The organism is Nocardia carnea NBRC 14403, assembly GCF_000308515.1.
Lineage (GTDB): Bacteria > Actinomycetota > Actinomycetes > Mycobacteriales > Mycobacteriaceae > Nocardia > Nocardia carnea.
This window is the reverse complement of sequence record NZ_BAFV01000020.1, coordinates 158,200-184,655: the sequence shown is the minus strand read 5'-3', so window position 1 is coordinate 184,655 and position 26,456 is coordinate 158,200. Positions and strand designations below refer to the sequence as shown.

Sequence of the window (26,456 nt, the reverse complement as noted above, 5' to 3'; positions counted from 1 at the left end):
GGTTGCAGGCTGAAGTCATGACTGAGGCCACCGAGGTATGGAACTCCGCCTACGACAACGACACCGCGCCGTGGATCATCGGCGAACCGCAACCCGCGATCCTCGCCCTGGAACGCGCCGGCCGGATCCGCGGCCGGATACTCGACCCGGGGACCGGCGCCGGCGAACACACCATCGCGCTGACCGCGGCGGGTTACGACATCCGCGGTGTCGACCTCTCCCCCAGCGCCGTCGCCTATGCGCGGCGCAATGCCGCCGCCAAAGGCGTACCCGGGGCCCGGTTCGAGGTGGCCGATATGGTCGCGCTCGGGGATTCGCCCGACAACCCGCTCGGCACCTTCGACACCATCGTCGACAGCGCCCTTTTCCACGTGTTCATGGACGAAGACGAGGCCCGCGCCGCCTACGTGCGCGCCCTGCACCGGCTGTGTGAGCCCGGCGGCTATGTGCACATCCTGGCGCTCTCCGATGCGGAGCCGGGTTTCGGCCCGCGTATCGGGGCGGACCTCATCCGCGATTCCTTCGCCGGACCGGGCTGGGAGCTCGAGGACCTCCGGCCCGACCACTATTACGGGCGGGCCACCGAATCCAATGCCGACCAGCTCGGTGACCTGACGGTCGACGCCGCGGGCAAGGTGAAAGTCGTGGCCTGGCTCGCCCAAATCCGGCGCACCGGGTAACCGATGGTGGCGACTCGGGCCTCGGCAACACATCATGGGTGGTATGCCGAGTCCCGAGCACGCAGCACCGGCGAGCGGACTGCCGGGCACCCACCCGGCGGCGCCGCGTCGCGAGGACAACTTCCCGGCCATCGACGATTACGCATTCCTGTCCGACTGCGAAACCACCTGCCTGATCGCCGGCAGCGGCGCGGTGGAGTGGATGTGCATACCCCGCCCCGATTCACCGAGCGTGTTCGGTGCCCTGCTGGATCGCAGCGCCGGCCATTTCCGGCTGGGGCCGCACGGGCATTCGGTTCCCGCGGCCCGCCGCTATCTACCGGGCGGCATGGTCCTGGAAACCACCTGGCAGACCGCGACCGGCTGGCTGATCGTGCGCGACGCACTGGTCCTGGGCCCGTGGCACAGCACCGAGCAGCGCAGCCGCACGCACCGGCGCACCCCGACCGACTGGGATGCCGGGCATATGCTGCTGCGCACGGTCAAATGCGTGAACGGCACCGTCGAGCTCGAACTGAGCTGCGAACCGTCCTTCGACTACCACCGGGAAACGGCCGCCTGGGAGTACACCGGCAAGGTGTACGAGGAAGCGACCGCGGTCTGTGCCGCCGATCCGACCGCCGGGCCGAGCCTGGTGCTCACCACGGATCTGCGCCTGGGCCTGCAGGGCCGGGAAGCCCGCGCCCGCACGCGGATGACCGAGGGCGACTCCGCCTATGTCGCGCTCACCTGGTCCGAACTGCCCGCCCCGCGCACGTTCGACGAGGCCGCCGAACACATGTGGACCACGATCGAATGCTGGCGGCAGTGGATCACCCTCGGTGATTTCCCCGACCACCCCTGGCGCCGCTATCTGCAGCGCAGCGCGCTCACCTTGAAGGGCCTCACCTACGCCCCGACCGGCGCGCTGATGGCGGCGGGCACCACCTCGCTACCGGAAACACCCGGCGGGGAACGTAACTGGGACTACCGCTACTCCTGGGTACGCGATTCCAGTTTCGCCCTCTGGGGTCTCTACACCCTCGGTTTGGACCGCGAAGCCGACGATTTCTTTGCCTTCCTGCACGACGCCACTACCGGACCCGACGGCGAACCGGTCCCGCTGCAGGTTCTCTACGGGATCGGCGGCGAACGCCACATCCCCGAATCGACCCTCGACCACCTCTCCGGCTACGGTCACGCCGCACCCGTGCGCATCGGCAACGGCGCATTCGACCAGGAACAACACGATATCTGGGGCACCATGCTGGACGCGGTGTACCTGCACGTGAAATCGCGCCAACATGTTCCGGAAACGCTGTGGCCCATGCTGAAACGCCAGGTCGATGCCGCCATCGCGAACTGGCGCGAACCCGACCGCGGCCTGTGGGAGGTACGCGGCGAACCACAGCATTTCACCTCCTCGAAGGTGATGTGCTGGGTCGCGCTGGATCGTGGCGCGCGGCTGGCCGAACTGCACGGCCAGGCGCGGATCGCCCGGAAATGGCATGGGATCGCGGCGGAGATCCGGGCCGATGTCCTGGCCAACGGGGTGGACGAGCGCGGCCGGTTCACCCAGGTCTACGGCGGTTCCACACTGGACGCCTCGCTACTGCTCGTGGTGCTGACCCGGTTCCTGCCCGCCGACGATCCGCGGGTCCGCGCCACCGTTCTCGGTATCGCCGACGAGCTCACCGAGAACGGGCTGGTCCTGCGCTACCGCACCGAATCCACCGACGACGGAATGTCGGGCGCCGAAGGCACCTTCACCATCTGTTCGTTCTGGCTGGTTTCGGCGCTGGTGGAAATCGGGGAGATCGACCGTGCCCGCGTCCTGTGCGAACGCCTGCTCACCCATGCCGGCCCGCTCAAGCTCTACGCCGAGGAGATCGACCCTTATACCGGCCGCCAGCTCGGTAATTTCCCGCAGGCATTCACCCATCTCGCCCTGATCAACGCCGTCACCCACCTGATCCGGGCCGAAGGCGCGGAACCGGCCGGTTCCTTCCGGCCGGCGCACGACAGGACCGGCGGCACCCCGTGGCGCAGCCGCCCCCGCGATATCGGCGGGATGCGCTGACGATCGCCGTCAGGCGGCGGCGATACTGTCGGCCTGCTGCCGCAGATCGCGCAACTTACCCATATCGGTATCGAGCCGGGCGAGCCGTTCCGCGCCCCGGTCGCCGTATTGCGCGCCGGCCTCCTCGGCCACCCGCAACGCCTCGTCCGCCGCACGCAACGCATCGGTGGCGATATCGGTGAAATGGTCCCGCAGCACGCGTTGCACCTCCCGCAGCCGGGTGCGCGACTCCTTACCGACCTGGAAGACCACATCGTCCATCAGCCGCGACAACGCCACCTTGGCCTCCGCTTGCCGCCGCATCCGGCGCGCCCGCCGGTCCTCCCACAGGGCATGCAGGCCGAGCAGAACACCCGCCGCAGCCGAATACCAGTTCACCAGTGACATCCCCAGCAGGCTGGTGGCGACACCGACCATGAGGATGCCGCCGTAGGAGCCCCGCAGCGCGGACAGGAACTGATCGAGGACACTCGATTTCGCGCTCTGCAACGATTCCAGCGGTGCGACGCTCTCCAGCAGATCGGACGCGTATTGCGGACGAATATCGGGTAGATCGGGCCGGCGATGATCGGCGGGGAAGCGGGCCGCCACTTGTTCTCCGAGCTCCTCGGCCCGGTCGTTGGCCGTTTCGAAATTCTCGGCGATGGCTCCGGCGATCCGGGACTCCAGGTCGGTACCGAACCGGTTCCAGTGCGGGGCCGGATCGGTTCCCGAGATCTCGGCCTCGGCGTCGCGTGCCAGCGCCCGCAGGCGGTGCCGCAGATCGTGCTCGATATCGGCCATCAGTTCGGTACTACCGTCGGCCAGCGTGACCTGCCAGGTCGCGGTGCGCTGTCGCAGCTGGTCGGCCTGATCCCGGGCGGTGGCCAGTTGCTGGGTCACATGGGCACGCCGCCGCGGATCGCGTAGCGCGTCGGCCTCGGTACGCAACACGACCCCGAGATGATCGCCCACGAGCTGGATATCGCGGACCGCGGATTTCACAGCCATGGCATCGGCATGGGCCACCACATAGTCGCGCAGATGCTCGACCAACTGCGGTACCCCGGATTCGATCGCCCGCTGCTGATTACCGGCCCGCTGCGCCTGATGGTGCAGTTGCGCCGAAACCGGCGCCACCGCAAAGCCGAGCCCGGCCTCGTCGAGCAGTTCCCGGTTGAGCTCCTGCACCTGCGCCCAGTGCGGATTGCGGTCGATCTTGTTGAGCACACAGATCACCGTGGGGCAGATCTGCCCGATCCGCCGCAGATGCGCGATCTGATCCCGGTTGTAGGCGGTATCGGCATCGCTCACATACAGCACCGCATCAGCAGCCGCGATCATCGACCAGGTGGTGCTGTCCTGCACCGCGGCACCCGGCGCGTCCATCAGCACGATGCCCTCGGCCAGCAGCGGGCTGGGGTGGGTGAAATCGGCGCGGATCACGCCCTTGGCCGCCAGCGCCGGGGCCGGATTCAGCGGATCCACGGGCTGGCGCCGGACCCGGCCGCCGCCCTCCCGCCGGACCAGGGTGGCCGTCGCTTCGGGGCCGTACTCCACGATCGACGGCACACTGATCGGGCTGTCGGTGGCGCTGACCGGCGCTCCGGCCAGTGCGTTCACCAGGGTGCTCATCCCGCTCTTCGGCGGACCGACCACCACCAGCCGCACCCGCGTATCGGCGACCCGGGCGCGGACCATTCCGAGCCGGCCCCGGAGATCGTTACGGCTGGCGGTGCGGGAAACATCCCGCAACTCGTCGATGATCTGGATGAGCGGGGCCATCACATCCGGATTCTTCACCGTGGCGGCCTGCGGTCCGGCTACGGCAGACAAGCCCTGCTCCTTCGCTCTCGGTCACAATACGTCTTGCGGCCACGATCGGCCGTTTCACCCCCGCCCACCCGACCGGATCGAATCCGGGATCGTGAACCGTCAGAAATATACCCAGAAGGCGGGGTCGGGAACCGGATCTTCGGCCACTGTCCCGGTATGCGGCACAAATCCCGCCGACAGATCACCGGTCAGCTCGCCACCGGCGAACCCCAGCACCGTGTGATCGGTGTAGGGGGTGGCAGTGGCGACCCCGTGCACATCGTACGGAACGACCACGGCGCCGTGCTCGGCGATCGGCTTGACCTGTGGCGCGGGCAACGGTGTCGGCATCGGCTGCGGCATCGTCGGCAGTTGCGCGTCCGGCATGCTCGGCTGCTGCACATCGGGCACAGTCGGCTGCTGGGCGGGCATGCTGACCGTGGGTACCTGCGGCTGCTCCATCGTCGGTACCTGCGGCGCGGACTGATCCGCGGTCGGGATCTGCTGAGTGGGCAGATCGACGGTGGACGGAGTGGTGCCCGAAGACTGGTCACCGGTGCTCGGCGTACCGGTGTCACCGCCGATGGGTGCGGTGGTGACACCGGTATCACCGGTGGAAGAGCCGGGCGCGGTGGTGGTCACACCGCCGGATTCGCCGGTGGTCGAAGATCCCTCGGTGGCGGTGCTCGACTCCCCGGCACTGCTCGTCGGTGCCGAGCCGCCGGTTTCGGTGGTCTCGGTGAGGTCCGTGGGCGTGGTCGAGCCGTCCGGCGATGTGGTGCTGTCCTGCGGGGAAGTCGTGCTGTCCTGCGGGGAGGTAGTAATGCCCGGCAACAAGGTCGTGCTGCCGCCGATCGACGTCGTACTGCCGTCGGTGGTGGTGGTGGTTCCGCCCGGGCCGGTGGTCGTCGAGCCGTCCGGGCCGGTGGTCGTGGTATCCGGTGTCGTCGTGACACCATCGGAGGTCGTCACGGGCGCCGTAGTGGTCGGCAGCACCGTGGTGGAATCACCCGGCAGCGTCGGCTCGGTGGGCAGCTCGGGTTCCACCGGCTGCGGCAGCCGGTGGAAGAGATCCGGCAGCTGGGCCGCCGGGGCGGTCAACGGGGAGGGCCCCGCCGGCGGCTGGAAAACGTGCGCGACCGGGCTGGTCGCCACATCGGGCTGCACCGTCGTCTGCAACGGGGTGGCCGCGACCGGCTGCACCGCGGGAGCCACGGCTACCGGCGCCACGGGCGGCGGAACCGGCGCCGCCACAACCGGAGCGGGTGCCACGGGCGCCATCGGAGCGACCGCAACCGGCGCCGGAGGTGCCACGGGGGCGACGGCCATCGGTGCGGGGGCACTGGGCAGCGGGGCCGGGGCAGCGGCCGGTGCCACCGACATCCCGGAGGTCGCCGGACCGGCGGTGCCCGCCGCGTTCTGCGTCGAGGCAGCGCCCGTTCCGGTGCCGGTGGTGCTGCCGCCCACCGCGATCAGGGCATCGTCGCGCTGCACCACCGCGTCCACATCCGCCGGACCGCCGGGTTCCGAAACACCCGGCTGCCCACCGGCGGACGCCGATTCCGCGGCACCGGCCTGCATCCAGCCGGTGTACTGATCGAGCTGATCGTCGAGGGAGAAGGCGTCATCGGCCGTGATCCCGAAATCCCAGTCGCTGTCGACCCGGACACCGCCGGGGCCCATCGAGATATCGATGTCCATATCCGATTCGACCCGCACCGACCCGCCGGCACCGCCGAGCGCCAGCCCGGCGAACCCGCTGCCACCGGCATCCAGGGAGAACTCGAACCAGGAATCGTCGGCGCCGGGGCCACCGTCCCCCGTGGTCGTCCGCGCGGCCAGCACATCGGAGACGCCGAAATCCCAATCGGAGGGCCCGGAATCGGAGGTCTGTGCCACCGACTTCGGCTGACCGGCCGGATTCAAGCCGAACCCGGGCAGGTCGAAGATATCGGTCTTGAAGGCATCACCCGGTGCCGGCAGCTCGAAACCGCCGGGCGCACCGGGACCTTCGTTGCCCGCACCGGGAAAATTCCCGCCCAGGCCGGGGATATCGCCACCCAGGCCGGGAATATCGTCCAGCCCCGGAATCCCGCCGGGGCCGGCCGGGGGGCCGAACTCCGGCAGACCCGGAACATTCGACTCCGGCACACCCGTTCCCGGGGCCCCGGGGACGAAATCGGATCCGGGAAAATCGCCGTCCGGACCACCGGGGATCAGCTCCAATCCCGGGACCTGATCCATGTACGGCGCGCTATAGGAGTCCAGATCCTCGAAGCCGAACTCCCCCGGACGACCGACCTGGATATCGAAGGTTCCGTGCGGCAGCGGCATCGTCACGCTCGCATCGCCCGGCGAGCCGAACGGCATATCTTGCGGCGCAACCGGTTCCGGGTCCGGAAAGGTGACCACCGGGCTGGGGACATCGGGATCCGGGTCGACATTGTGGGCCCAGCCGGCATTGCGGCTGTCCAGCTCTTCGGGCGACGCCGGGACCCCGCCACCGTTGGCAGCAACCAGCGCGCCACCGGTCACATAGGCGCCGCCGCGGGCAACTCGCGCGGTGGCGCTGGCAATACGATAGGCGGCGTCACCGCCCCGCTCGGCGACCTCTTCCTCGTCGTCGAACGGCAGATCACTCGCCATTGGCATAACTCCACTCTCGCGTGCACCGGCGACCGCGCCGCCGTCGTCCGGCGCGGATCCGCCACCAGCCTATTGTCGACATCTACTGCTGTCACATTTTCGTTATCAGCAGATATCCAGGCGGGGCGAGGGACAGCGGAAACCGGCAGCTACTTCTTGTCCTTCGGTTTATCGGACTGGGCGTCGGAGGACAGCGCGGCCACGAACGCTTCCTGCGGGACGTCCACCCGGCCGATGGTCTTCATCCGCTTCTTGCCTTCCTTCTGCTTCTCCAGCAGTTTGCGCTTACGGCTGATATCGCCGCCGTAGCATTTGGCCAGCACATCCTTGCGGATGGCGCGGATGTTCTCCCGGGCGATGATCTTCGAACCGATGGCCGCCTGGATCGGCACCTCGAACTGCTGGCGCGGGATCAGCTCACGCAGTTTGGTGGTCATCTTGTGGCCGTAGGCCTGCGCGGCGTCGCGGTGCACGATGGCGCTGAACGCGTCCACGGCCTCACCCTGCAGCAGGATATCGACCTTCACCAGCTGCGATTCCCGTTCGCCTGCCTCCTCGTAGTCCAGCGAGGCGTAGCCGCGGGTACGTGATTTCAGCGAATCGAAGAAATCGAAGATGATCTCGGCCAGCGGCAGGGTATAGCGAAGCTCCACCCGGGTCTCGGACAGATAGTCCATCCCGCCGAGGTCACCGCGGCGCGACTGGCACAGTTCCATGATCGCGCCGATGAACTCGCTCGGCGCGATGATCGTGACCTTCACCACCGGTTCGAAGACCTGGCGCACCTTGCCTTCCGGCCAGAACGAAGGGTTGGTGACGGTGTGCTCCGCATCGTCCTCCATCACCACCCGGTACACCACGTTCGGTGCGGTGGAGATCAGGTCGAGCCCGAATTCGCGCTGCAGCCGCTCCCGGGTGATCTCCATATGCAGCAGGCCCAGGAAGCCACAGCGGAAACCGAAGCCGAGCGCCACCGAGGTCTCCGGCTCGTAGGTGAGCGCGGCATCGTTGAGCTGGAGTTTGTCCAGCGCATCCCGGAGGACCGGATAGTCGGAGCCGTCCACCGGATACAGCCCGGAGTACACCATGGGCCGGGGTTCGCGATACCCGGTGAGCGGTTCGGTGGCACCGCCCCGTGCGGAGGTGACGGTATCGCCGACCTTCGACTGCCGCACATCCTTCACACCGGTGATCAGGTAGCCGACCTCGCCGACCCCCAGCCCCTGCGTGGGTTTGGGTTCCGGGGAGACGATCCCGATCTCCAGCAGTTCATGGGTGGCGCCGGTGGACATCATCTTGATCTTCTCGCGCGGGGTCAGCTTGCCGTCCACCACACGGACATAGGTGACCACACCGCGGTAGGTGTCGTAGACCGAGTCGAAGATCATCGCCCGGGCCGGTGCGTCGGCGTCGCCGACCGGTGCCGGCACCCGCTCGATCACCCGATCCAACAGTTCGGTCACACCCACCCCGGTCTTACCGGATACCCGCAGCACATCCTCGGGTTCGCAGCCGACGATATGAGCCAGCTCGGCCGCGTAACGCTCCGGATCGGCCGCCGGTAGGTCGATCTTGTTGAGGACCGGGATGATCTCCAGATCCTTGTCCAGCGCCAGATACAGGTTCGCCAGCGTCTGCGCCTCGATCCCCTGCGCGGCGTCCACCAGCAGGATCGCGCCTTCACAGGCCTCCAGCGCCCGCGAGACCTCATAGGTGAAGTCGACGTGGCCCGGGGTATCGATCAGATGCAGAACGAATTCCTCGCCCACGTGCTCGCCGGTTTCGGGCGTCCACGGCAGCCGGACGTTCTGAGCCTTGATGGTGATACCGCGTTCGCGTTCGATATCCATCCGGTCGAGGTACTGCGCGCGCATCTGCCGCTCCTCGACGACCCCGGTGAGCTGCAGCATCCGATCGGCCAGCGTCGACTTGCCGTGGTCGATATGCGCGATGATGCAGAAGTTCCGGATCCGCGACGGATCGGTGAACGTCGTATCGGCGAAGCTGGCGGGCACTCCACTCCTCATGGGTATCGGGCGTACTGGCGACCATCGTCCCATGGTGAACCGGACCACCGGCCCCCGGTCCCGCCCCGCGGCGATACTCCACCCGGCGGGTGTGCCGTTATTCTCCTGAGATGCCCCGCAGTTGGAACAGTCTCGGCAAACAGCTCACCGCGATCGCGATACAGCAGGGGCCGAAGCTCGTCCGGCGGCAGGCACCACGACTGGTGGAGGCGCTACTGGTCCGTGGCAGCTCCCGTGCCACCCGCCGGGCCCCGCGCGCGGTGACCGGCCCCAAAGGCATCCCGGTCCGCCCGGCAGCCTCCGCCCCGGTCCCGACCGGACAGCGCGCCCGCCAGGTGGTCTACGCGCCCCAGCTCGACGGCCGCGCCGATCCCGGCGAAATCGTCTGGACCTGGGTGCCCTTCGAGGAGGATCCGGACAACGGCAAGGACCGGCCCGTGCTGGTGGTCGGGCGCGACGGGCGCACTCTGCTCGGGCTGATGCTCAGCTCGAACCCGGACCGCGACCACGATCCCGAATGGGTCGGGATCGGCGCCGGCACCTGGGACCACCAGGGCCGCGACAGCTGGGTCCGGCTGGACCGGGTACTCGACGTCCCCGAGGACGGTATCCGCCGGGAGGGCGCCATCCTGCCGCGCACACTGTTCGACCGGGTGGCGCATCGCCTGGTCCGGGAATACCACTGGAGCTGAGCCGCGCCCCGGCACCGCCGGATCAGGCCTGCAGTTCCCGGGACCGCCCGAAAAGCATCCCGTACAGCAGTGCGCCGAGCACACCACCGATCAGCGGGAACACGATGAACGCCCACAACTGCCCCATCGCCCCGTCCTGGTAGGGCGCCACGGCCAGGCTGCGGGCCGGGTTCACCGAGGTGTTGTCGACCGGGATCGAGATCAGGTGGATGAGCGCAAGGGTGAAACCGATGGCCATCCCGGCCTGCGGAATCTCGGAAATCCGGTCGGTCGCGGCCAGCACCACGAAAACGAGCAGCGCGGTCAGCATCACCTCGACGATGATCATCGCGGCCATCCCGTACCCCTCCTGGATCACCACCTCACCGGCCGGACCGGTGACCGCCGACGGACTGTGCTCACCCCAGCCGTTGGCGCCCAGCCCCGCCGAAGCGCGGTCGTAGGAGGGCAGGTTCTTGGCAATCGCGAACAACACCAGGCCGGCGAGCAGACCGCCGATCACCTGGGAGACGATGTAGCCCACCGCGCTCATCGGCGAAAGCCTGCCCATCATGAGCTGCCCCACCGTCACCGCGGGGTTGACATGACAACCGGAGACGGGCCCGATCGCGTAGACCAAGACGAGCAGAGACAGGCCGAACGCCAGCGCGACCCCCAGCGGCCCCACCTTCTCACCGGCCAGAACAGCCGTCCCGACACCTCCCATCACCAGGACGAACGTGCCGAGGGCCTCGGCGATCCATTTCCTGGTATCGGAGATATCCGCGGGCTCGACACCTTCGAGTACAGCTTCTCGTTCCTGCGCAGTGGGAGACATGAACGCCGCCTTCCGAGAAGATCGCCGCCCCGCCGGATACCGGGGCGCGCACCGGGAAAACCTGAGTCCTGCTGCGAACCATATGGGCCGAACTTCCCGGCACCTTACGCCGCACGAACGCTCTTCACAACGACATACGGCCAGGTCACGGTGTTGCAACGCACCCGCGATTTCGCGGCCACGCCCGCTGCTGGTAACCTGGCGAATCGGCATTGCCGTACCCCGCGCCCGGAGTATTCCGAGCCGGCTGTAATCAGGATTGGTACGCGCATACAGACTTTTCCGACCGAACCAGACAGGAACCAGAGGATACCGGCGTGGCCAATATCAAATCCCAGATCAAGCGGATCCGCACCAACGAGGCGGCGCGCCAGCGCAATCAGTCGGTGAAATCCGAACTGCGCACCCATATCCGTGCCTTCCGCGCCGCCGCCGCGGCCGGCGACAAGGAAGCCGCCACCACGCGCCTGCAGTTCGTGAGCCGCAAGCTCGACAAGGCCGCCTCCAAGGGCGTCATCCACGCGAACCAGGCCGCCAACAAGAAGTCGGCGATGGCCCTCGCGCTGAACAAGCTCTGACAGCTCGAACTCTTTCGCACAAAGCCGCCGCGGCTTCGATGACCACGGCGGCTTTTGGTATGCCCGGGCTCGGTCAGGGCATGTTTTCCGAGGCAGTACCGGATGGCGGCCGCCCGGAGGCCGAGCGGCTGTCGTAGCATGCGGCCCATGGTTATGTTGTATGCGAACCAGTCGGTCGTCCAAGCCGAGGATCTGCCCGGCGTCATCCGCGCCGCCGAGGTACTCGGTATCGGCGTGAAAATCGAGAATGTGCAGGTATCCGCCGATGACGACGGCAGCCAGGTCGTCGTCTGGATGGTCACCAGGGAAGAGGAGACCCCCGTCTACGAGGAGTGGGACGGGCGTTTCGACGAGGTCGCCGAGGAAGCGCTGGAGCTCAGCGCGGTCGACTGACCGGTCCCGGCCGGGCCGGCAGACCACACGACATTCCCTCGACCACTTTCCCGCGGCTCCGGCACCGCGGCCACACACTCATACCCCGGCAACCTCCGGCACGGCGGCCTCAGTCACGTCCCTGTAGCGCCAGCAGCTTCAGCACGGCGTCCTCGAGGGCGAACCCGGAGTCCGCTGCCCCACCTTTCACATCAGCGTTCAGCGTCGCCACGACCTGCAGCGCGGAGCCGATCGCGGCCGGTGACCAGCCGCGTGCCTGCCCCTGCGCCTTCTTCACCTTCCACGGTGGCAGTCCCAGCGGTCCCGCCAATTTGAACGGGTCACCGCGCCCTGCCGACCCGACCTTCGCGATCGTATGCACGGAATCGGCGAGTGCGTCCGCGAGCACCACATGCGGAACCCCGCGGTCCTGCGCCCAGCGCAACGCCTCCACCGCACCGGCCCTGTTCCCGGCGACGGTCAGATCCGCGACCTCGAAACCCGATACTTCGGCCTTACCGGAGTAGTACCGGCGCACGGCCGCGAGATCGACTTTCCCGCCGGTATCGGCGACCAGCTGCGAACAGGCGGCCGCCAGCTCCCGCAGCTCCGACCCCACCGCATCCAGCACCTCCTGCACGACGTCACCGGAGACCCGCGCTCCCGCCGCCCGGAATTCGGCCCGCACGAATTCGGCACGTTCGGAGGCCTTGGTGAGTTTGGCGCATTCGTGGACCTCCGCCCCGGCCTTCCGCAGCGCCGGCACCAGTGCCTTGGCCCGGCCGCCACCGGAATGCACCACCATCAGCACCACCCCCTCGGGCGGGTCCGTAACGGCTTCGGTGATCACGGCCACGGCATCCTTACCGGCCTGATCCGCCGATTCGAGGATGATCACCCGATCCTCGGCGAACAGCGAGGGACTCAGCAACTCGGCCAGTTCCGCACTACTGGCATCACCCGCGCGCAGCCGGTCGACCGGGACGGATTCCGGATCGGGCGCGACCGCCCGCACCTGTGCCGTCACCCCCGCAATCGCCCGCTGGATCAGCAGTTCTTCTTCCCCCAGGACCAGATGCACCGCCGCCGCTCGCTCGCTCACGGCTCCGATCGTACGGCGAGACCCCGACCGTTCCCGGGATCGACCTCACCGGGCACTGCATCCGCGTGCAGGCGCACGGTACGAGCCTCGAGATCGCTGCTCACCAGTGCCACCACAGAAGGAACGGAAGATAGGCGGTAGCAACGCCGACTGCGGTGGCCACCAGGTATCGCCGTAGCCTCGCAACGCGCAACACCGCAATCCCGGCAGCCGCAGCGCAGGCGGCGAGCAGCCCGCCCGCTGACCCGCCGGGCACGGTGAGCAGCGCACCGGAGACCCCGGCTGCTTCGGTGGCCACGGTGAGCAGCCACCACAGCGGTGGGCCGGTGAGGTGCAGGATCAGCTCCGCGGGCGGGTACCAGAGGGTGGCTACCACTGCCGCTGCCGCCCCGAGAACGGTGATCGGTGCGATCACCGGTGCCACAAGGATATTCGCGATCACCGCCAGCATGCTGACCTTGCCGGACAGGGCGATGGTGATCGGTGTGGTGACGACGAAGGCAGCGGCGGCAACGGCGACCAGTTCGGCGGGCAACCGCCACCAGCCGTGGTCACGGAGATAGTCGGCCCAGCTCGGTGCCAGCAACAATAAGGCGCCGGTGGCCATGACCGAGAGCGCGAAACCGGCCTGCACTGCGAGAGATGGCCACAGGGCGAGCAGCCCGATCACCGCGGCGCACAGTGCGGGCAACGCCTGTTTCCGGCGACCGGTCAGCAGGGCGAGCAGCGTGACCGACCCCATGGCGGCGGCCCGCAGCACACTCGGATCGGGCCGGGCGATGATGACGAAGAAGACCAGCGCGGTCACCGTCGCGCAGAACGACAGCCGTGGACCGCAGGTCAGCACCCGGGCCAGTGCCAGCACCACGGTTAGGAGCACAGAAAAGTTCGCACCGCTGACAACAGTCAAATGCTGTAGTCCGGAGGCAACGAAATCCTCGTGGACTCGATCGGACAGGTTCGAGGTGTCGCCCACGACCAGCGCGGGAAGCAGCCCGGCCGCGTCGGGGGTGAGGGCAGACCGGGCGACGGCGGCCAGATCCGCGCGCACTCCCGCGGCCAGATCCTGCCACCGAGGCAACGGCCCGGCCGGGGCCGGCGGGCCGATCGGGCGAAGCGTCACGACCGTCAGATCGTGTTGTCGCGGGGGCACGGTGCGGGCCCGGAATTCGATCGGCTGCCCCGGCAGCAGTTCTCCCCAGTGCGGGCCGGCGGCCAGCACCACCACCGCCCCACCGGCCCGAACCACCTCGTCGCGGTAACGGAACTCATTCAGACCGCCTCGCACCACCCACAGCCGGCCCGCCCCGGACCCGCTGCTCCGCACGGGTTTCGGATCGTCGGACGGAGTGATCACCACGTGCACCGTCGCCTCGTCCGGTACCGCCCGGAGCGGGTGCACGGTCACCTGATGTTCGCGCCATGCACCCGCCAGGGCGAACCCCGCGCCGAGCACGGCGGCACCGACGATCGTCGTCGCGACCACGCGGTAGCGCTCACTACGGTGGGCTACCCCGGCCCACAACAGGGCCCACGAAACGAATGCCACCGAGATGAGACCGGCCGCCACCACGATCCCGGTGAGCCATCCGGCGGCGACCGCCGCGATCGTTGCCGCCCAGCAGGCCAGGGCTGCCGGGAGCAGCCGGGCGTCCAGTACCCGCGCAGCACCTTCGAAAGCGTCGCCCGGCCGGTCATCTCGATCCGCGTCCCCCTCACTTTCCGCGCCGGTCACCGGAGGAGCCGGGCAATTGTCCGCACGAGCCACCAGCTCCACGTCCCCGCCCTGACATCCCGTGCGCGAGCGCCGGTGAAATCGGCGGCGAGCGCGCTCCGGACGGTACGGATCCCACCGGCTTCCGGTGGGCCGCACAGTCGGCCCGCGCCTATCGCTCGACACTCGCTGAGCACGGCCCAGCCGATACCGGCGCAAGTGACGACGAACGAGGCGCGGAATCGTCGGCTATCCGGTTCGTCGGCCGACCCGACGGCGCCGCCTTTATTCGCGCGAACACACAGGCTCGCGTGTCTGCCGACTGTCGATCCACCCGCCCGCGCCGGGCTTCCGGCTCCCGACTCGGGATCGCGCGCCGCGGTCATACCGTCACCAGTTCCCGCAGTCGCGCGAGACGGGCCGGGCCGATTCCGTCGACCTCGGCCAGTTGTTCCACATCGGTGAACCGTCCGTTCGTCTCCCGCCAGGCGATGATCGCCTTCGCGGTGACCGGGCCGACACCGGGCAGCGCGTCGAGATCCGATTCGGTGGCGGTGTTCAGGTTCACCGGGGTGCCGGTGGTGGGGCCCGCGCCGTCGGCCTCCGGGGCCGCCGCCACGGACTTCCCCGCGCTCACCGTGGCGCTACCGGGCGGCGGGGTCGCGGTATCGGCGGGGCCGACCCGGACCTGGTCGCCGTCGGCCAGGCGCTGGGCGAGGTTGAGCCCGGTCAGATCGGCACCGGAGAGTGCTCCGCCGGCGGCGGCGAGGGCGTCGGCAACTCGGGCACCCGGTGGTAAGCGGACGAGACCGGACCGGTGCACCAGGCCCACCACGCTGACCACCAGCTCGGCCGGTGGTGGCGGGGCCGGTGCGGTTCCGGATGCGGCGGGTGCCGGGGCGGAGACCGGTACCGCGGCCGGTAGCGCGGCGGGATGGGCGGCCGGTAGCGGGGGGACGGGTTGCGCGACCGGACGCTCCCAGAACACCACCACCAGAGTGACCAGACAGGCGAGGAGCCCGACCCCCGCCATGGTCGCCACACCGCGGCGGCCCGGATCCAGTCGGGCCCCACGGAAACGGGGCGGTATCAAGCGTTCTCGCCAGGTGGGCGCTCCCGGCCCGGCGTCGAGCCAGCGCGGAGTCCGGACGCCGTCGTCATCGTCGGTGAGTGCGGTATTCGGGTGCGGCGCATCGATCCCGGCATCGTCGCGCCGGGCGCCGTGGTATCCGCCCAGCTGCCGGTGTACCCGTTCCCGCTCGTCTTGTCGTGCCATGCTCGCGACGCTAGGCCCGCAGCGGTGCCCGATCTCCGGGCCGACCAGGCACTTCGGCCAACCTGTGGACAACCCTGCCCTGTGGATAACCCCCGCTCTCCGACCGGCCGGGAGCAGGCCGGACCCGGACCGGCCCTCACCACGGCTCCAAGTACCGCGAGTTCGACCGGCCCCGGCAAAGACCGCCCCTTGCCGGCTACAGCACTCCCGCACACCTGCAGAAACTCACGGCCATCGGAGTGAGCACAGAAACCGCCACCGACACCGGGAGGTCATTGCCACGGCCGGGACGTGCTGACCCTTATGCGTCGGCCGCGCATGGGCGAGAGCCCTGCGTGGTCACGCTTCGCTACCGCCTCCGGGCCAGTGCTGCGGTCTCGGAGTGGGCCGGATGGTGCGCATCGCGGACCGGTCCCGGGCCGCCCGATTTCGGCATATTACGAACTCGGCTTCGGCGGAGGTCTGACAGGTGAGGAGGTTCTGTCTACGGTTGCCCCACTGAACGGTCGCCCGCGGCCGCCCGGCACAACGTGCTGTGAACTCAGCCCCAGCCGCCGGGTAGTACCAGTACGCCGACCGCTCCCACCCCGAGGTGCACCCCGAGCGCGGGCCCGAATTCCGCCGTCAGGATTTCCCGGACCTGTGGAAGGCGTTCACGCAGCTGAGCGATCACCGTTTCCGCCGCATCGGCCGCATCCAGATGCTGTACCCCCACAACGGCTTCCCCGGACCCGGCGGCCGCCGCGGCGGCCGCCACCAGCTTCCCGACCGCCTTCGACCGGGTGCGCACCTTCTCCCGCAACTCCAGCCTGCCCTGCACCAACTGCAGGATAGGTTTGCTCACCAGTTCACTGGCGAAGAATCCCGCCGCGGTACTGAGCCGTCCACCGCGGCGGAGCTGTTCGGTGCGGTTCACCAGGATGAAGGTGTGCGATTTCTCTGCCGACGTGGCAGCGGTCCGGTGCACCACGTCCAGCGGGGCGCCCGCGGCGGCCGAGCGGGCGGCGGCCAGTGCCGGTAACCCTGTCGCCAGGCCGGCGCCGAGCGAATCCACCAGTCGCACGGACTCTTCGGCACCCATATCCCGGACCGCCTGGCGCCCGGATTCCCAGGTGGCGGACAGCTGCCGGGACAGATGCACCGCGACCACGCCGTCGCCGCCGCTGCGCGCCAGTGCCGCGGTGTAGGCGTCGCGGAGCTCACCGGGAGATGGTGCGGAGGTGCTGACCGAATCCGCGGTGTAGTCGATATCGAGATCGTCGACACCTTCGCGGTGCGTTGTGTCCCCGACCAGGACATGCAGGGGCACGATCTCGATGCCCAGCTCGCCGATGAGGTCCGCGGGCAGGCCGGCGGACGAATCGGTGACGATCACGACCGCCACGGCTCACCCCACCTCGCGCAGAGTTTTCACCATCGATGTGGCGACCTCGGAATGCCCGTCCCAGCCCCAGTGGATACCGTCGGGGTTGGCGTCGCCGGAGAAGATGTTGTCGTGCACGGCGGCCTTCAGATCGACCAGCGGCACACCGGTACGTGCCGACCAGCTCTCGAGTGCCCGCACTGCCGGCTCCCGGCCACGGTGCACCCGCCCGTAGGCGTCGCAGTCGTGCACCGACGGCAGTACCGCCACCATCGGCAGCTCGGGCCGCAGCTGGGCCAGCGCCGTCCGGCACTGCTCCAGGTAGTCCACGCTGATCTCCGGCGGCAGGGCGACCCGGCTGCCCAGCTTCGAGGCCCTGGGCTGAACCCACTGGTAAACCGAACGCACAACCCGGCGGAGCCCGGCGGGCCGGACATAGCGGATCAGTTCGCGGAGCGCGGTGGGCAGCGGCGAGGGCAGCGAATCCATACCGCCCACCGCGAAAACCACCGCACCGGCATGCGGTACGGCCGCCCAGACCCGGGGGTCGCCGATCAACGCCCAATAAGCGTCGCGGCAGGTCCAGCCGATACGGGCGACCAGTTCGACATCCCAGTCGAGTTCGGACGCCACCAGATTCGGCCAGATCCGGGGATGGTCGGCGGGCAGACCACCTTTGGGCCCGAAATAGGACAGCGAATCGGCGATCACCAGCAGGACCGGCCGCCGGACCGCCGGATCCGCGGCCGCGGATTCTTCGAGCGGGAGAGCGGTGGCAGCGCCGTCGGTACGGTCCGTTCCCGGTGTGGGCTGCGGATCGGCCGAACCCTGTACCGGCCCGGCCGATTCCGGCCGGCTCGTATCCTCCGACCTCGCTGTCACTGCGCAACCCTCCTGATGATCAGACTGCCTTACGCATATCGTCGCCGTCGACACTCTCGGCGTTCTCGTCCTGTTGCGGCTCGGTCGCCGGACCGAACAGCGCATCGGGTAGCGCGCGTTCCGGTTTCGCGGAAACCCGCTGGAACAGTTCGTCCGGAATCTGCCGGTTCAGGTCTTCAGATGACATCGGGTGCTACTTTCGCCGCTGCGTTCCACACATCGAGACGCCAGCCGGGCTTCTCGATGCTCGGACCGTGGCTGCTGAGCTGCACCCAGCTGGCATTGGCGAGCCCACCGAGGGCCGGCCAGTTCTGAGGCGGCAGGTCGAGCAATGCGGCCGTGAGCGCGGCGATCAGCCCGCCGTGCGCCACGAGAATCATAGTGGCGCACGGCCAATCCCGCCGCTCGGTGAACAATTCCTGTACCACCGGTAGTGCCCGGGCGCCGACCTCGAGCTTCGATTCGCCGCCCGGCGGGGTGTAGGTGGCGTCCATCCGCCATTCCAGGCGCGCGCCCGGATAGAGCGAATCGACCTCCACATCGCCCATCCCCTGCCAGTCACCGAGATGGGTTTCGCGTAGCCGCGGCTCCCGGACCACTTCCAGGCCGGAGTGCTCCGACAGTGCCTGCGCGGTCTCGTAGGCCCGTTTCAGGTCGGACGAGACCAGGGCTATCGCCTTATGGGACACGAGTTCCCGTGCGGCCTCCTTGGCCTGCCGCCGGCCCAGATCGGTGAGATCGGTATCGATCTGACCCTGCATCCGGTCGTTGGCGTTCCATTCGGTTTGCCCGTGCCGCAACAGGATCAGGGTGCGCGCACCGGTTTTCTGTGTCACTCGGTCTCTCCAGCACTTTCCTCATCGGCGGCCTCGGGCACGCTGTGTTCACTCGGCACGACCGAGGACCCTGCGTGGTCCCGCTCCGCTACCGCCTCCGGGCCCGACTCGTTCGTGCCGATCCCCTCGACCGGAACGACGGGGCAGTCCTTCCACAGCCGTTCCAGCGCATAGAAATTACGTTCGTCGTTGTGCTGGATATGCACCACAACATCGATATAGTCCAGCAGCGCCCAGCGGCCCTCGCGGGTCCCCTCCCGGCGAACCGGTTTGTGCCCGGCCGCGCGCAGTTTCTCTTCGACATTATCGACGATGGCGTTCACCTGGCGCTCGTTCGGCGCCGAAGCGATCACGAAGCAGTCGGTGATCACCAACTGCTCGGAGACGTCGAGTACCACCACATCGGCGGCCAGTTTCTCGTCCGCGGCCAACGCGGCGACGGTCGCCATCTGCACTGCCTCGGCTGTCGCAGTCATGGTGTGGTTCCCCCTGGTCCTCGGTTCACGCTTCCATTACCTTCCGCTTGCGCCGGCACATAGAGGTGCCGTTTCGATATGTATTGGACGACCCCGTCCGGCACCAGGTACCACACGGGCCGGCCTTCGGCCGCGCGCCGGCGGCATTCACTCGACGAGATGGCCAGCGCGGGGACCTCGATCATCGTGACCGCGTCGTCGGGCATGCCGCGCAGATGGTCGGCCAGATGATCGATGTTCAGCTCGTACCCCGGCCGGCTGACGCCCACGAATTTCGCCAGCTCGAACAGTTCCGCCCAATCCTGCCAGGTGAGGATGCTGGCCAGCGCGTCCGCCCCGGTGATGAAGTAGAGCTCGGCGCCCGGATGCTGGGCGTGCAGGTCGCGCAGGGTGTCGACCGTATAGGTCATCTTGCTGCGATCGACATCGGCCCGGCTCACCGAGAACCGCGGGTTGGAGGCGGTGGCGATCACCGTCATCAGGTAGCGGTCCTCGGCCGGGCTGACCCGCCGACCCGATTTCTGCCACGGCTGGCCGGTCGGGACGAAGACGACCTCGTCGAGATCGAACCGGTGCGCGACCTCGCTGGCCGCGACCAGGTGCCCATGGTGGATGGGATCGAAGGTGCCACCCATCACCCCCAGCTTGGGTCCGCCCTGGCCTGTTCCGCGCATGAGTGTCGAGCTTAACGGGGGGTTCGCGGCGGGTTCCGGTCAGACCGGCAGCAGCCGCGAGACCACGGCCGTGAGCTGGGACGCAGACCGGCATTCGTGCATTTCGATCACCTGCTGGTAGCGGTCGGCGGCCGAATCACCCGACCCCCAGTTCTGGCGCGGTTCCGGGTTGAGCCAGTGGGCGTGCTTGGCGATATCGACCAGCTCGGACAGGGTGGACAGTTCCGGGTCGCGGTAGTTGGTGCGGGCGTCACCGAGGATCAGCAGCGAGCTACGGCTGGTGACCGCGTCGGCGAAGCCGTCGGCGAAGCTGGTCAGGGCGCTGCCGTAGTCGGAGTGGCCGTTGAAGCCGACGATATCGGCCTCGGCGAAGATCCGCTGCATGGCCTCGTCGAGCCGGATCTGGGGATCGAAGAACCGGGTCACCTCGTCGGTGTTGTCGACGAAAGCGAAGATACGCACCTTCGAGAACTGTTCACGCAGGGCACTCACCAGCAGCAACGTGAAATTGCTGAACCCGGCGACGGAACCGGACACATCGCACAGCAGCACCAGCTCCGGGCGGCCGGGCCGCGGTTTGCGGTTCACCAGGTCGATCGGGACCCCACCCGTCGACATGGATTTGCGCAGCGTTTTCCGCAGATCGATCTCGCCGCGCCGGGCATGCCGCCGGCGGGCCGCCAGCCGGGAGGCGAGGATCCGCGCGAGTCGCTGCGTACTACGTTTCAGCTCGGCCAGCTCGTTCTGCGAGGCACGCAGGAAATCCACGTCCTCGGCCTGCCGGGCGACCCCGTACGAAGCGACCCGCTCCCGGCCGATCCGTTCGGCCACCCGCCGCCGCGTCTCGGCCTCCACCGTCCGGCGGAAGTTGTCGATCCGGCCGCGCGCCGTCCGGCGGGCGATCTCGGTATCGAAATCGCTCATATCCGGTGTGGTCATCCCGGCCAGGATCTGCGCCAGCAAGGTCTGCGGCTGGATCTCCTTGAGCGCCTGATACGACGAGAACGACGCACCGCGCGCCGACTGGTACTGCCCGAGTTGCTCCACCAGCTGCGCGGCCATCAGCGCCTGCGCGCCGCCGGAGTTCTCGTCGGCGAGCATTTCGGCCAGCATCTGTCGCAGTGCCGGTACGTCGAGGCGGCCGTCGTCGCGGTACGGCAGTTCGATCTCCGCGGCCGCATCGCGCTCACCGATCGCGACGGGGAACCACAGGTCGAACAGGCCGTCGTAGGTGGCGCGGTGAGTGGTGCGCCGCAGCAGGGCACAGGCCAGGCCCTCTCGCACAGCTTCCCGGTCCATGAGATCGAGGACGGACAGCACACGGCCCGCGTCCACCGTTTCCGAGGGACCCACCGGGATCCCGCGCGCCCGCAGCGCCTCCACGAACCCCACCAGATGCCCCGGCAGGCCGTGCGGGGCAAGTGGCCGGTCCTCGGTGACCGCCATGATCAGACCGGTTTCAGCTCGGCCAGCGCGCGCTGGTGGTCGCTGCGGTGCTTCAGCACGACCCCGAGGGTTTCGCGCACCGTCGTATCGTCGAGGTCGGTATGCCCCAGCGCGAGCAGTGTGCGCGCCCAGTCGATCGTTTCGGCGACCGACGGCAGTTTCTTCAACTGCATCCCGCGCAGCACATGCACGATCCGCACCAGCTGCGCCGCCACGGCCTGCGGGAGTTCCGGCACCCGGCTGGCCAGGATGCGCCGTTCCAGGTCTTCGTCCGGGAAATCCAGGTGCAGGTACAGGCAGCGCCGTTTCAGCGCCTCGGACAGCTCGCGGGTGGCATTGGAAGTCAGCACCACGAACGGTTTGCGGTCGGCGGTGATGGTGCCCAGCTCCGGGACGGTGACCGCGAAATCGCTGAGCACCTCGAGCAGCAGCCCCTCGATCTCCACATCGGCTTTATCGGTTTCGTCGATGAGCAGCACCGTCGGGTCGGAACGCCGGATCGCGGTGAGCAGCGGCCGCGACAGCAGGAATTCCTCGGTGAACACATCCGCCTTCGTCTCGGCCCAATCGTTCTCGCCGGAGGCCTGGATACGCAGGATCTGCTTGGCGTGATTCCACTCGTAGAGCGCCCGCGCCTCGTCCACACCCTCGTAGCACTGCAACCGCACCAGTTCCGCGCCCGAAGTCTGCGCCACCGCCCGCGACAGCTCGGTTTTGCCGACACCCGCCGGCCCCTCGACGAGCAGCGGCTTACCGAGACGATCGGCCAGGAAAACCGAGGTCGCGGTCGCTTTATCGGCCAGATAACCGGTTTCGGCGAGGCGAACCTGCACATCGTCGACCGACGCGAAGATCGGCTCCTGAACCGGCGGGATGGGGGAACTCGCGGGCTCCATGGGGCGTCCTTCCGTCGAACTGTGCCCATCCCACGCTACCGGGCACGCGGCCGGCAGACCTCGTCCCCCGGAGCCAAGAGACCCAGCTCACCGCGCGGAGCCGGGTGACGGGGCACGGTTCTATACGGGACGGATCTGGCCGGATCCGCGCACAATCCACTTCGAGGACGTGAGTTCCGGCAATCCCATCGGCCCGCGGGCGTGCAGTTTCTGGGTGGAGATACCGATTTCGGCGCCGAAGCCGAACTGCTCACCGTCGGTGAAGGCGGTGGACGCATTGACCATGACCGCCGCCGCGTCCACCCGGCGGGTGAACTCGTCGGCCGCCGCGAGTTCGCCGGTGACGATGGCTTCGGTGTGGCCGGTGCCCCAGGTGTTGATGTGGTCGACAGCGGCGTCGAGATCGTCGACGACTTTCACCGCGATATCGAGGGTCAGGTATTCCTCGGCCCAATCCTTGTCCGTGGCCGGAGTCATACCGTCGAGATCGCCGTGCAAGGTGACGCCCTTGTCGGCCAGGGCCTTGCCCAGCCGCGGCAGGGCGGTTTCGGCGATGGCGGCGTCGATCAGCACGGTTTCGGCGGCATTGCATACGCTGGGCCGGCGAGTTTTGGCGTTGATCAGGATTTCCTCGGCCATATCGAGGTCGGCGCCGGAATGGACGTAGACGTGGCAGTTGCCGGTACCGGTTTCGATGGTCGGGACCTGGGCGTCACGCACGACGGCGTTGATGAGGCCGGCGCCGCCGCGCGGAATCACCACATCCACCAGGCCGCGGGCCTGGATCAGGTGGGTCACGCTGGAGCGGTCCTCGCTGGGCAGCAGCTGGACGGCGTCGGCCGGGAGGCCCGCCTCGGTGAGCGCGGACCGCAGCACCTCGACCAGCGCGGCGTTCGACCGAGCCGCCGACGACGACCCGCGCAGCAGCGCTGCGTTACCCGATTTCAACGCCAGCCCGAAGGCGTCCACGGTGACATTCGGCCGGGCCTCGTACACCATGCCGACCACCCCGAGCGGCACCCGGACCTGCCGGATCTCGAGCCCGTTGGGCAGCGTCGAACCACGTTCCACCACACCCACCGGATCCGGCAGGGCCGCCACCTGGCGCAGGCCGGCGGCGATCCCGTCGACCCGGTCCTTGGTGAGTCGCAGCCGGTCCAGCAGCGAATCCTCGGTCCCGGCCGCCTTGGCGGCCACCAGATCCTCGCCGTTGGCTTCCAGCACCGTATCCGCCGCGGCCAGCAGCGCATTCGCGGCGGCGTGCAGCGCTTCGTTCTTCCGGGCCGTGGTGAGCTGGGCGAGCACCCGGGACGCGACCCGGGCCCGGCGTGCAGCCCCGTGCACGGCCTCGCGCATATCGAACTCAGCGGTGGTCTCTGCCGTCATAGGTATATAGCCTACGCACCGGGAAAACCGGATTTCACCGGTGTTCACGCGTTACGTTCTCCCTGTGACCACGCCACTGATCGCCGTGCTCGGCAGTATCAACATGGACCTGGTGACCACTACCGCGGCCCGCCCCGCGCCCGGCGAGACGGTGCTCGGACGCGGTTTCACGATGGTGCCGGGCGGTAAAGGCGCCAACCAGGCGATCGCGGCGAGCCGGGCCGGTGGACAGACGATGTTTCTGGGCGCGATCGGCACCGATGTCTTCGCCCCGCGGCTGCGCGCCGTACTCACCGAATCCGGCGTGGACACCACCGGGCTGCGGGTGATCGACGGGCCGAGCGGTATCGCGACGATCGTGGTCGACGATTCCGGCGAGAACAGCATCATCGTGATCGGCGGCGCCAATACCGCGATGACGGGCTTGACCACCGCGGATCGCACGGCCATCGCCGCCGCCGACATCCTGGTCTGCCAGCTCGAGATACCGCTGGAAACCGTGACAGCGGCCGCGTGTCATGCGCGTGCACACGACACCACCGTGATCCTCAACCCGTCGCCGGTACAGCGTCTTTCCGATGACCTGTGGGAGCACGTGGACGTCGCCGTGGTGAACACGGGCGAGGCCGAGCACTTGGGCAGCCTGCTCGACCGGGTGCCGCATGTGGTGGTCACGCTCGGCGCGCACGGCGCCCGGCATCGCGGCCCCGACGGCGCGGAAACCACCGCCGCGGGACCTGCGGTCCAGGTCGTCGACACGACCGGCGCGGGTGACACGTTCACCGGCGCACTCGCGGTGCGCTGGGCGCAGGGCCCGGCCGCCGCATTGCGCTTCGCCTGCACCGCGGGGTCACTGGCCACCACCACACTCGGTGCGAGCGCGGCGATCCCGTGGCGCCCCGATATCGAGGCGATGCTCGACCGGTGAGATCCGGCCGTCCCGAGGATTCGATCCGAGCGGCGGGAGACGGTTCGCAATACTGAAACGGTGGAAACGTGGAACGAAACGGCGAGCTCGGCGGAGGCCCGCGGCGACTGGGATGTGGCGATTTCCGCAGTCAGCGCTTATGCCGAGTGCTACAGCCCCGACCACACCCGGCACAGCGCGCATCTGTGGCATATGGATCTGCTCGCTCGAGCCGGACGTCTGGACGAGCTGGCCACGTTGGGTGAAACCGACGTCCACGCTCGACGCCACCTCGACAGATTCCTGTTCGAGAACCACCGCGACGGCCACCTCCGGCAGCGGGCTCAGCAAGGCGACAAGACAGCCCTGTACTACCTTCTGCGGTTGTTGCGTCAGCGCGGGGAGCACACTGCCGCGCAACAAGTAGCGGCGGAGATCGACGGAGCCGACGAGTACGCAAGCCATCTTGCGAACAGGCCCCTGACCGATACGTGATCCTCTACCGGTATGCCCGTCGGCGCAGCCCGAAATTCGGATGCCCCGCTCCCGTCCTCGGCCTACCGTGAAATACGGAGGCGGACACCGGTCCGCCGAACGGAAGGATCGAAAAATGTTTCCCGTCGAGCTGTCCGGTACCCGGGCACGGACGTTGATGTGGGCCCACGAGAGCGAGATCGATGCGGCGGCGCTGCAACAGCTGCGCAATATCGCCCGGCTGGAATGGGTGCACGGGGTCCGCGTCATGCCGGATGTGCACCTCGGGAAGGGTGCCACGGTCGGTTCGGTGATCGCCATGCGCGACGCGGTCGCGCCGGCGGCGGTCGGGGTCGATATCGGCTGCGGGATGGAGAGTGTGCGCACCGATCTGACCGCGGCCGATCTGCCCGACGACCTGCGCGCGCTGCGCTCGGCGATCGAGGCGGCAGTACCGGTGGGCTTCAATGCCCACAAGAATCCCGTGCAGGTGAACAAGCTGGCACCCGGACCGTCCGGGGTCGCCACCTCGACCCTGCGTACCGGCTGGGACCGGTTCTGGTCGGCGTTCAACGATCTCGACGAGGCCGTAGCACCTCGGGAATCCAAGGCGCACAAGCAGTTGGGGTCGCTGGGCGGGGGCAACCATTTCATAGAGATCTGCCTCGATCAGGACGACCAGGTGTGGATCCTGCTGCACTCCGGCAGCCGCAATATCGGCAAGGAGATCGCCGAGCGGCATATGGCTGTGGCGCGCAAGCTGCCGCATAACCAGAACCTGGTCGACCGCGACCTGGCGGTGTTCCTTGCGAACACCTCCGAGATGGCGGCCTACCGGCACGATCTGACCTGGGCGCAGGAGTACGCGGCCCGCAACCGCGCGGTCATGCTGGCGCTGGTGTCCGAGGCGGTGCGCAAGCAGTTCCCCACCCGCGAGGTCCGGTTCGATACACCTATCTCGTGCCACCACAACTATGTGGCGGAGGAGAAGATCGACGGTGTCCCGATGCTCGTGACCCGCAAGGGCGCGGTCCGAGCGGGCGCAGGCGATATGGCCCTGATCCCTGGCTCGATGGGAACGCGTTCGTACGTGGTGCGCGGTAAGGGGAACCCGGATTCGTTCCAGTCCGCGTCGCACGGCGCAGGCCGGCGGATGAGCCGCAATGCCGCCAAGCGGCAGTTCAGCGTCGCGGATCTGGTTGCCCAGACCGAGGGCGTGGAGTCGCGTAAGGACGCAGGTGTCCTGGACGAGATCCCGGCCGCCTACAAGAACATCGACGACGTGATCGAGGCGCAGCACGATCTCGTCGATGTGGTGGCGACCCTGCGTCAGGTGCTCTGCGTGAAGGGCTGAGCATG

The 26,456-nt window shown here is 68.4% G+C and carries 24 protein-coding genes; 8 read left to right on the top strand and 16 right to left on the bottom strand.

Annotation, left to right across the window (positions count from 1 at the left end):
• The first annotated feature begins 17 nt into the window (after positions 1-17).
• Positions 18-680 (top strand): class I SAM-dependent methyltransferase, encoded by a 663-nt coding sequence (locus tag ON22_RS07290; RefSeq protein WP_033244738.1) that lies wholly within the window; start codon positions 18-20, stop codon positions 678-680.
• Positions 681-723: 43 nt separating this feature from the next.
• Positions 724-2,739 carry a glycoside hydrolase family 15 protein gene (locus tag ON22_RS07285; RefSeq protein ID WP_086007682.1) on the top strand — a complete coding sequence of 672 codons (2,016 nt, stop codon included), beginning with the start codon at positions 724-726 and terminating at the stop codon, positions 2,737-2,739.
• A gap of 9 nt (positions 2,740-2,748) precedes the next feature.
• Here the strand turns inward: ON22_RS07285 and ON22_RS07280 are convergent, their stop codons facing one another.
• The 3 genes from ON22_RS07280 to lepA form a co-directional block, all read right to left on the bottom strand.
• On the bottom strand, positions 2,749-4,554 hold the full coding sequence (locus ON22_RS07280) for a P-loop NTPase family protein (protein WP_033244737.1): 1,806 nt from the start codon (positions 4,552-4,554) through the stop codon (positions 2,749-2,751).
• 99 nt (positions 4,555-4,653) lie between these two features.
• A complete protein-coding gene (locus ON22_RS07275; RefSeq protein ID WP_156052313.1) occupies positions 4,654-7,185 on the bottom strand; it encodes a hypothetical protein in 2,532 nt (843 codons plus the stop codon).
• A 143-nt stretch (positions 7,186-7,328) separates the two neighbouring features.
• Positions 7,329-9,239, bottom strand: a complete 1,911-nt coding sequence (gene lepA / locus ON22_RS07270) for a translation elongation factor 4 (protein ID WP_425339833.1) — start codon at positions 9,237-9,239, stop codon at positions 7,329-7,331.
• A 77-nt stretch (positions 9,240-9,316) separates the two neighbouring features.
• Between lepA and ON22_RS07265 the strand changes: the two genes are divergently transcribed.
• A complete protein-coding gene (locus ON22_RS07265; RefSeq protein ID WP_033244734.1) occupies positions 9,317-9,898 on the top strand; it encodes a type II toxin-antitoxin system PemK/MazF family toxin in 582 nt (193 codons plus the stop codon).
• Between the two features lie 22 nt (positions 9,899-9,920).
• On the opposite strand, the gene ON22_RS07260 is transcribed toward ON22_RS07265, so the two are convergent.
• Complete coding sequence (locus ON22_RS07260; protein ID WP_033244733.1) at positions 9,921-10,715, bottom strand: aquaporin; 795 nt, start codon at positions 10,713-10,715, stop codon at positions 9,921-9,923.
• 317 nt (positions 10,716-11,032) lie between these two features.
• Here ON22_RS07260 and rpsT point away from each other — a divergent pair, with 317 nt between their 5' ends.
• Both rpsT and ON22_RS07250 read left to right on the top strand, forming a co-directional pair.
• A complete protein-coding gene (gene rpsT, locus ON22_RS07255; RefSeq protein WP_033244732.1) occupies positions 11,033-11,293 on the top strand; it encodes a 30S ribosomal protein S20 in 261 nt (86 codons plus the stop codon).
• 147 nt (positions 11,294-11,440) lie between these two features.
• On the top strand, positions 11,441-11,686 hold the full coding sequence (locus ON22_RS07250) for a hypothetical protein (RefSeq protein ID WP_033245278.1): 246 nt from the start codon (positions 11,441-11,443) through the stop codon (positions 11,684-11,686).
• Positions 11,687-11,795: 109 nt separating this feature from the next.
• Here the strand turns inward: ON22_RS07250 and holA are convergent, their stop codons facing one another.
• The 12 genes from holA to ON22_RS07195 form a co-directional block, all read right to left on the bottom strand.
• On the bottom strand, positions 11,796-12,767 hold the full coding sequence (gene holA / locus ON22_RS07245; RefSeq protein WP_033244731.1) for a DNA polymerase III subunit delta: 972 nt from the start codon (positions 12,765-12,767) through the stop codon (positions 11,796-11,798).
• A 100-nt stretch (positions 12,768-12,867) separates the two neighbouring features.
• Positions 12,868-14,502 (bottom strand): ComEC/Rec2 family competence protein, encoded by a 1,635-nt coding sequence (locus tag ON22_RS07240; RefSeq protein ID WP_231508613.1) that lies wholly within the window; start codon positions 14,500-14,502, stop codon positions 12,868-12,870.
• Positions 14,503-14,863: 361 nt separating this feature from the next.
• Positions 14,864-15,757: a helix-hairpin-helix domain-containing protein gene (locus ON22_RS07235; protein ID WP_033244730.1), complete on the bottom strand. Its 894-nt coding sequence runs from the start codon at positions 15,755-15,757 to the stop codon at positions 14,864-14,866.
• Positions 15,758-16,298: 541 nt separating this feature from the next.
• Positions 16,299-17,141 carry a DegV family protein gene (locus ON22_RS07230; protein WP_033244729.1) on the bottom strand — a complete coding sequence of 281 codons (843 nt, stop codon included), beginning with the start codon at positions 17,139-17,141 and terminating at the stop codon, positions 16,299-16,301.
• Positions 17,142-17,144: 3 nt separating this feature from the next.
• Entirely contained in the window at positions 17,145-17,837 is a 693-nt protein-coding gene (octT, locus tag ON22_RS07225) for a diglucosylglycerate octanoyltransferase (protein ID WP_033245276.1), read from the bottom strand.
• A 184-nt stretch (positions 17,838-18,021) separates the two neighbouring features.
• Positions 18,022-18,189, bottom strand: coding sequence for a hypothetical protein (locus ON22_RS36580; protein WP_156052312.1), 168 nt, complete (start codon positions 18,187-18,189; stop codon positions 18,022-18,024).
• On the bottom strand, positions 18,179-18,838 hold the full coding sequence (locus tag ON22_RS07220; RefSeq protein ID WP_033244728.1) for a histidine phosphatase family protein: 660 nt from the start codon (positions 18,836-18,838) through the stop codon (positions 18,179-18,181). Before ON22_RS07220 ends, ON22_RS36580 begins: the two co-directional genes overlap by 11 nt.
• A complete protein-coding gene (gene rsfS, locus ON22_RS07215; RefSeq protein WP_081595389.1) occupies positions 18,835-19,314 on the bottom strand; it encodes a ribosome silencing factor in 480 nt (159 codons plus the stop codon). Before rsfS ends, ON22_RS07220 begins: the two co-directional genes overlap by 4 nt.
• Positions 19,311-19,988 carry a nicotinate-nucleotide adenylyltransferase gene (nadD, locus tag ON22_RS07210; protein WP_051157251.1) on the bottom strand — a complete coding sequence of 226 codons (678 nt, stop codon included), beginning with the start codon at positions 19,986-19,988 and terminating at the stop codon, positions 19,311-19,313. Before nadD ends, rsfS begins: the two co-directional genes overlap by 4 nt.
• Positions 19,989-20,027: 39 nt before the next feature.
• On the bottom strand, positions 20,028-21,434 hold the full coding sequence (locus tag ON22_RS07205; protein ID WP_033244727.1) for a vWA domain-containing protein: 1,407 nt from the start codon (positions 21,432-21,434) through the stop codon (positions 20,028-20,030).
• Positions 21,435-21,436: 2 nt separating this feature from the next.
• Positions 21,437-22,330 (bottom strand): AAA family ATPase, encoded by an 894-nt coding sequence (locus ON22_RS07200; RefSeq protein WP_051157250.1) that lies wholly within the window; start codon positions 22,328-22,330, stop codon positions 21,437-21,439.
• A 120-nt stretch (positions 22,331-22,450) separates the two neighbouring features.
• Positions 22,451-23,716, bottom strand: coding sequence for a glutamate-5-semialdehyde dehydrogenase (locus ON22_RS07195; RefSeq protein WP_033244726.1), 1,266 nt, complete (start codon positions 23,714-23,716; stop codon positions 22,451-22,453).
• 64 nt (positions 23,717-23,780) lie between these two features.
• On the opposite strand from ON22_RS07195, the gene ON22_RS07190 reads away from it, so the two are divergent.
• The 3 genes from ON22_RS07190 (at position 23,781) to ON22_RS07180 (ending at position 26,451) form a co-directional block, all read left to right on the top strand.
• Positions 23,781-24,644, top strand: coding sequence for a ribokinase (locus tag ON22_RS07190; RefSeq protein ID WP_033244725.1), 864 nt, complete (start codon positions 23,781-23,783; stop codon positions 24,642-24,644).
• A gap of 60 nt (positions 24,645-24,704) precedes the next feature.
• Positions 24,705-25,118: a hypothetical protein gene (locus tag ON22_RS07185; protein WP_051157249.1), complete on the top strand. Its 414-nt coding sequence runs from the start codon at positions 24,705-24,707 to the stop codon at positions 25,116-25,118.
• 115 nt (positions 25,119-25,233) lie between these two features.
• The gene (locus ON22_RS07180; RefSeq protein ID WP_033245272.1) at positions 25,234-26,451 is read left to right on the top strand and encodes an RtcB family protein; all 1,218 of its coding nucleotides are present in this window, start codon (positions 25,234-25,236) and stop codon (positions 26,449-26,451) included.
• Positions 26,452-26,456: the final 5 nt, after the last annotated feature.